The sequence below is a fragment of the Bordetella petrii genome, from assembly GCF_020991325.1.
GTDB classification, from domain to species: domain Bacteria; phylum Pseudomonadota; class Gammaproteobacteria; order Burkholderiales; family Burkholderiaceae_B; genus Bordetella_A; species Bordetella_A petrii_E.
Genome location: NZ_JAJMLX010000269.1, coordinates 1 through 6,052, shown reverse-complemented (window position 1 = coordinate 6,052; position 6,052 = coordinate 1). Strand labels below are relative to the sequence as shown.

General features: G+C 67.4%; 7 protein-coding genes and 1 pseudogene. 3 read left to right on the top strand and 5 right to left on the bottom strand.

Annotated elements, in window-relative coordinates:
* Window positions 1–193, bottom strand: a pseudogene (locus LPZ50_RS20440) (fumarylacetoacetase); the annotation flags it as partial.
* A gap of 14 nt (window positions 194–207) precedes the next feature.
* A complete protein-coding gene (locus LPZ50_RS20435; RefSeq protein WP_230664424.1) occupies window positions 208–996 on the bottom strand; it encodes a 3-hydroxybutyrate dehydrogenase in 789 nt (262 codons plus the stop codon).
* Window positions 997–1,141: 145 nt separating this feature from the next.
* Here LPZ50_RS20435 and LPZ50_RS20430 point away from each other — a divergent pair, with 145 nt between their 5' ends.
* Window positions 1,142–2,020, top strand: coding sequence for a LysR substrate-binding domain-containing protein (locus LPZ50_RS20430; RefSeq protein ID WP_230664422.1), 879 nt, complete (start codon window positions 1,142–1,144; stop codon window positions 2,018–2,020).
* A gap of 34 nt (window positions 2,021–2,054) precedes the next feature.
* On the opposite strand, the gene LPZ50_RS20425 is transcribed toward LPZ50_RS20430, so the two are convergent.
* A complete protein-coding gene (locus LPZ50_RS20425) occupies window positions 2,055–3,101 on the bottom strand; it encodes an NADP(H)-dependent aldo-keto reductase (protein WP_230664420.1) in 1,047 nt (348 codons plus the stop codon).
* A gap of 93 nt (window positions 3,102–3,194) precedes the next feature.
* Here LPZ50_RS20425 and LPZ50_RS20420 point away from each other — a divergent pair, with 93 nt between their 5' ends.
* Window positions 3,195–3,992: an aminoglycoside phosphotransferase family protein gene (locus tag LPZ50_RS20420; RefSeq protein ID WP_230664418.1), complete on the top strand. Its 798-nt coding sequence runs from the start codon at window positions 3,195–3,197 to the stop codon at window positions 3,990–3,992.
* Between the two features lie 29 nt (window positions 3,993–4,021).
* Window positions 4,022–4,441 carry a VOC family protein gene (locus tag LPZ50_RS20415; protein WP_230664416.1) on the top strand — a complete coding sequence of 140 codons (420 nt, stop codon included), beginning with the start codon at window positions 4,022–4,024 and terminating at the stop codon, window positions 4,439–4,441.
* A 77-nt stretch (window positions 4,442–4,518) separates the two neighbouring features.
* Here the strand turns inward: LPZ50_RS20415 and LPZ50_RS20410 are convergent, their stop codons facing one another.
* Window positions 4,519–4,884, bottom strand: coding sequence for a c-type cytochrome (locus tag LPZ50_RS20410; RefSeq protein ID WP_230664414.1), 366 nt, complete (start codon window positions 4,882–4,884; stop codon window positions 4,519–4,521).
* Window positions 4,885–4,898: 14 nt separating this feature from the next.
* Window positions 4,899–6,052 (bottom strand): sulfite oxidase (locus tag LPZ50_RS20405; protein WP_230664412.1); only part of this gene is annotated, 1,154 nt, incomplete at its 5' end.

Here is a 6,052-nt window from a genome sequence, read left to right as displayed (position 1 = left end):
GGCTCAATCCGGCCAGCAGGCCCGCGTCCAGCGCGGCGCGCGTGTCGAGCGCCTGGTCGCCGATGGCCACGCCAATGCGCCCGCCATCCAGGTCCAGCACGCCCATGGGCAGGTTTTGCAGGGGAAACTGCTCGTGCGAGTGGGCGCTGGGTACCCAGCTTTTGCCCGCGGCGTCGTGTGTGTGGTCGATCATTGGCGCGATGCCCTCTATTGCGCGGTGGTGCCGCCATCCATGGCCCAGGCCACGCCACGCACTTCGCTGGCGGCGGGCGAGCAGAAGAACACCGCCAGCTCGGCGATCTGCTCCACCGTGACGAAGCGGCCGGACGGTTGCCGCAGGCCGATCAGGCGCTGCGTGGCGGTGTCGTTGTCCAGGCCTTCGCGTTCGGCCAGGGCGTCGATCTGCTTCTGCACCAGGGGCGTGTGCACCCAGCCCGGGCAGATGGCATTGCAGGTAATGGCCGTGGGCGCGGCTTCCAGCGCCACCGATTTGGTCAGGCCGATCAGGCCGTGCTTGGTGGCGTTGTAGCCGACCTTGCCGGACCGGCCGCGCAGGCCACTGATGGACGCCATGTTCACGATGCGGCCCCAGTTGCGTTCGCGCATGGCGGGCAGGGCGGTACGTATGGTGTGAAAGCTGGCGGATAGGTTGACGGCCAGCATGTCCTGCCAGATCTGCGGCGAGAACTCGGCAATCGGGCTGACATGCTGGATGCCGGCATTATTCACCAGCACGTCCAGCGCGCCGTGGCGGGTATTCAATTGCGCAATCATCTGCTCGATCTGCAGGTAGTCGCGCAGGTCGCAGCGCATGAACTCGGGGCGGTCGCCGTGGCGTTGTTCAAATGCCTGGCACAGTGCCAGGGCTTCCGCTTCGCTGGCCAGCCCGTTCAGCACCAGGTGGGCGCCTTCTTCGGCCAGGCGGTGCGCCACGGCGAGCCCGATGCCGCTGGACGACCCGGTAACGAGCGCTACGCGGCCCTTCAACAATGCCATGCCTGTCTCCCTATGGATCTTGATGTGCGGGCACAGCGTAGCCCCTTCTGATTATGTATGTCTAATACATATTCAGATCATGATTTATATGTCATGCATATAATTATGGCGGGCCGACACGGCCGGGACGCGAAACCAGGAAACCATGGAACTGCGCCATTTGTTCAGCTTTATCGTCGTTGCCGAAGAAGCGAGCTTCACGCGCGCCGCGCGGCGGCTGCACATCGCGCAACCGCCGCTCAGCCAGCGTATCCGTGAGCTGGAAGACGAGGTCGGTGCGCGGCTGTTCGAGCGCAGCACGCGCAAGGTGGCGCTGACCAGCGCCGGACAGGCCTTCCTGGAGCACGTGCGCGGCTTGCCGCGGCTGATCGACGATGCCGTCGAGGCCAGCCGGCGCGCCCAGGCGGGCCAGACCGGCAAGCTGCGCCTGGGCTACACCGGCCGGGCCAGCCAGGCGCAGTTGCCGCGGCTGCTCAGCCGCTTGCGGCAAGCGTATCCCGACATCATGGTGGATATCCAGGGGCCGTTGCCCACCGGTGCCTTGCGCCTGATGCTGCTGGAAGACGAACTGGACGCGGCCCTTTGTTTTCTGCCGGTGCAAGGCCCGGGCCTGTCGACCCGGGTGTCGCTGGAAAGCGAGCTGGCCATGGCGCTGCCGGCGTCGCATCCGTATGCCCAGGCCAGGCGGCTGCACTTGCGGCAATTGCAGGCCGAACCCTTCGTGGCCTATCCGTCCGGACAGGGGTTTCACCTGCGCCAGGCGATGGAGGTCATTTGCCGCGACGCGGGCTTCGTGCCGCGCGTCGTGCGCGAATCGGCGGCGTCGCAGACCCTGTTGTGCCTGATCGCGGCGGGAGTGGGGGTGGGCCTGATTCCCCGCGAAATCCAGGCCTTGAACGTCGAAGGGGTGGTGTTCCGCGCGCTGCCCAAGAGTGCCAGGCGTGTCCAGCACGGGCTGGCCTGGCGGCAAGACAATGCCAATCCCGTGCTGGGCCGCCTGCTCGAGCTTTTCGAGCCGGGCTGAGCGGCCTTGCGCTGCTTGCCCGGCGTATCGGGGATCAGGGCGAGGGGTTGGGGTGCTGGGCGTGGATGGCGTCGATCGCGTCCAGCACTTCCTGCGACAGCGTGACGTCGACGCTGTCGATGTCTTCCTTGAGCTGGTCCAGATTCGTGGCCCCGATCAGGTTGCTGGCCACGGACGCCTGCTGGTTGACCCAGGCCAGGGCCAGGTGGGTGGGCGACAGGCCATGGTCGCGCGCCAACTGCACATACTTGCGCGTGGCGGCTTCGGACTGTTCGTTGCTATAGCGGGTGAAGCGCGTGAACAGCGTCAACCGCGCCCCTTCGGGCCGGGCGCCGTCCAGGTACTTGCCCGCCAGCACGCCCATGGCCAGCGGCGAGTAGGCCAGCAGGCTAACCTGCTCCAGGTGGCTGAATTCCGACAGCCCGGTCTCGTAGGTGCGGTTGAGCAGGCTGTAGGGGTTCTGGATGGACGCAATGCGCGGCAGGCCGTGGTTTTCGGCATGCTTCAGGAACTGTGCCACGCCCCACGGGGTTTCATTGGACACGCCGATGTGGCGCACTTTGCCGGCGCGCACGAAATCCTGCAGGACTTCCAGCGTTTCCTGGATGGGCACGGTGTGGTCGTCATTCACCCACGGATACGCGCGGCCGAACGTGGACGTGCTGCGGTCGGGCCAGTGCAACTGGTACAGGTCCAGGTAATCGGTTTGCAGGCGCTTCAGGCTGGCGTCCAGGGCGGCGGTGAGGTTCTTGCGGTCCAGGAAGGTTTTGCCGTCGCGGATGTGGCCGGGGCGCTTGGCGTCGCGCACCGGGCCGGCGGCCTTGCTGGCCAGCACGATGTCGTGGCGGCGCCCCGTCCTGGCCAGCCATGTGCCGATATAGGCTTCGGTGCGGCCCTGGGTGTCGGGCTTGGGCGGCACGGGGTACATCTCGGCCGTATCCACCAGGTTGATGCCGCGCGACAGGGCGTAATCGAGCTGCTGATGCGCTTCGGCTTCGGTATTCTGTTCGCCCCAGGTCATGGTGCCCAGGCCGATCAGGCTGACTTCGGTATCGGTGCGGCCGAGTTTGCGGTATTTCAAGAAAGGGCTCCGGCAGTGGGTGAGTGCAACCGATGTTACTACCCGCCGGCTGACACGATGATTTAATGGTCCGTTGGCGCTTGAAGGCATTCCATGGATATTTTCGACCGCTATTTGCGCGACTGGCACCTGGTGGCGGACGGCAAGCCGTTCACGACGGCCACTAGCCGCCTGCTGCCGGTGCGCCGGCACGGGGTGGCGGCCATGCTGAAACTTGCCCAGGCGGACGAAGAGCGCCGCGGCGCACAGTTGATGGCGTGGTGGCAGGGGAATGGCGCCGCGTCTGTGCTGGCGCATGATGCCCATGCCGTACTGCTGGAGCGCGCCCAGGGGCCGGGCTCGCTGGCCGCGATGGCCGCGGGCGACGACGCCCGGGCCACGCGCATCCTGTGCGATACGGTGGCATGCCTGCATCGGCCGCGCCCGCATGCCCCGCCGCCGCTGGTATCCCTGCATGACTGGTTCCGCGATCTGCATCCCGCGGCGCGGCGCGGGCAGGGCGTATTGAAGGTGTGTGCCGGCGCGGCACGTGAACTGCTGGCCCGGCCTGGCGACGCGACGGTGTTGCATGGCGACATTCACCATGGCAATGTGCTGGATTTCGGCGCGCGGGGCTGGCTGGCCATCGACCCGAAGGGTTTGCAGGGCGAACGTGGCTTCGATTACGCCAACCTGTTCTGCAATCCGACATGCCGCGCGGCGTTGGCGCGCGGGCGGTTTGAACGGCGGCTGGACATCGTGGCCGGCGCGGCCGGCCTGGAGCCGCGGCGCCTGTTGCAGTGGGTGCTGGCCTGGGCGGGCCTGTCGGCGGTGTGGATGGCGCAGGATGGCGCCGACCCGACCGGCACCTTGCGGGTGGCCGAGCGCGCGGCCGCGGCATTGGCATCTTGATTCCCGAACCCGACATTCCGGAGCTTCACATGAAACCTCGCATCACCATGATCACGCTGGGCGTAGACGACCTGGACCGCGCCTTGCGGTTTTACCGCGACGGCATGGGGCTGCCCACTCAGGGCATCATGGGCGCCGAGTTCGAGCACGGCGCGGTCGCGTTCTTCGACCTGCATGCCGGCCTGAAGCTTGCGGTGTGGCCGCGGGCCAGCCTGGCCCACGACAGCGGCATCCCGATAGCCGCGCAGGGCAGCCGCATCGCCCTGGCGCACAACGTGACCGACAAGGCCGAAGCCGACCAGGTCATGCGGCAGGCGCGCGAGGCGGGCGCCACCATCGTCAAGCCCGCCGCCGACACCTTCTGGGGCGGCTACGCAGGCTACTTCCAAGACCCGGACGGCCACCTGTGGGAAGTGGCGTGGAACCCGCAACTGCTGCCTGAAGATTGAGCGCCAGCGCCGGTGAGGCGGGTGCCTGGCTCCCTCTGGCTGCCAGGCGCCGCTATCCGTCCGGTTGTTGCGCAGGCCTATTGCGCGGCGCCGGTAGCGCTGGACACGTAATTGGCCAGCGTTTCCACGTCGGCATCGCTGAGCGATTCGAAGGCGGGCATCACGCCGATGCCATTGCGCACAGCCTGGGCCACCCGCGCGGCGTCGGGCTTCAGTTCGTCCAGGCTGGGGCCGATAGTGCCGGCGGCGCCGGCATCGGCCAGCGTATGACAGACCGCACAGGCCGGCGTGGTGTTCTTGTTGAACAGTGCCCGGCCGGCCTCGGCGTCGGCCGGTTCGGCCGCGCCGGCCGCGGCCATATAAAAGCCGGCCACCAGTGCCGGCAAAATGATCCGCCGCGCGGCGGCGCGGCGGGCGGAAAGAAGTTGCGCTTGCTGCTGCATCGGTGCTGCCATTCCTACGATACGTTGATCTTCAGCGCATGGTCGCGCCAGCTGCTGTTCAGGTAGCCGCGCACGTTCTCGACGCGCTCCTCCACCTGTACATTGCCTTCGGTATCCTCGACCCGGCTGGCCAGCGTGTGCTCGCCGGCGGGCAATTCGACGGCCAGCGCGAACTGGCGCCAGGCATACTTGCCCAGGTCGGGGCCCACCAGGGCGGCTTCCTTCCAGGTCTTGCCGCCGTCCGTGGACACATCCACCCGCTTGACGGCGTGGATGCCGCCGAAGGCCACGCCACGCACCAGCGCGCGGCCGGCCTTGACGGCTTCGCCGTCGGCGCCGGGCGCCGTGATCCACGATTTCGGTGTCATGGCCCAGGCCGAGGGATGACCGGGGCCGGGTTTGGCGTCCATGGGCGCCAGCCGGTAGCTGGTCTGCTGGATCTTCACCGGGCTCTGCTCGGCGGTGAACGCCAGTTTCTTGATGTACTTGACGTTGTTCACGCCCGTATAGCCCGGCACGATCAGGCGCAGCGGCCCGCCATGCGCCAGTGACAGCGGCTCGTTGTTCATTTCCCAGGCCAGCATGGCGTCCTGCATGGTGTCGCGCGGAACCGAGCGTTCCACCATCAGGGTCTTGGGATCCAGCCCCGCGGGCAGGGTCTCGCCACCGGTGCCTGTCATGTATTCCGAATCGCCCTCCAGCCCGCCCAGGTATTCAACCAGGGTGCGCACCGGGATTCCCGTCCACATGACGCAGCCCGCGGCGCCCACCTGCCATTGCGTGCCGCTGGGTTTGTGCGGAAAAAACCCGCGGCCGTTGCCGGAACATTGCAGTACCGTGGCCAGGGTATCCACGCCCAGGGTCTTCAGTTCGCCCAAAGTCAGGGTGCGCGGGTTTTTCACGCCCTGGATCTCGACTGTCCAGGCGTCGCGGTCATCCAGGATGGCCGCGTCCGGAGGCGGCAGGTTGTTGCGCACGTACAGTTCGCGCGCCGGCGTGATGACGCCGTCGCCAAAGGCGCCGCGCCGGGTTTCGATGGTGTTGGCGCTATGCACGATGACGCTGTCGGCGTCTTTCCAGGCGGCATAGGCGGGCAGGGGCTTGGCCGCTGGCGCGGCCGGCTTGGCGGCCGGCTGTTCGCTGGCCTGGACCAGGCCCGTGGCGCCCA

Coding starts and splice junctions, on each gene's coding strand:
- LPZ50_RS20435 (WP_230664424.1), bottom strand. CDS start 996: ATGGCATTGTTGAAGGGCCGCGTAGCGCTCGTTACCGGGTCGTCCAGC.
- LPZ50_RS20430 (WP_230664422.1), top strand. CDS start 1,142: ATGGAACTGCGCCATTTGTTCAGCTTTATCGTCGTTGCCGAAGAAGCG.
- LPZ50_RS20420 (WP_230664418.1), top strand. CDS start 3,195: ATGGATATTTTCGACCGCTATTTGCGCGACTGGCACCTGGTGGCGGAC.
- LPZ50_RS20415 (WP_230664416.1), top strand. CDS start 4,022: ATGAAACCTCGCATCACCATGATCACGCTGGGCGTAGACGACCTGGAC.
- LPZ50_RS20410 (WP_230664414.1), bottom strand. CDS start 4,884: ATGCAGCAGCAAGCGCAACTTCTTTCCGCCCGCCGCGCCGCCGCGCGG.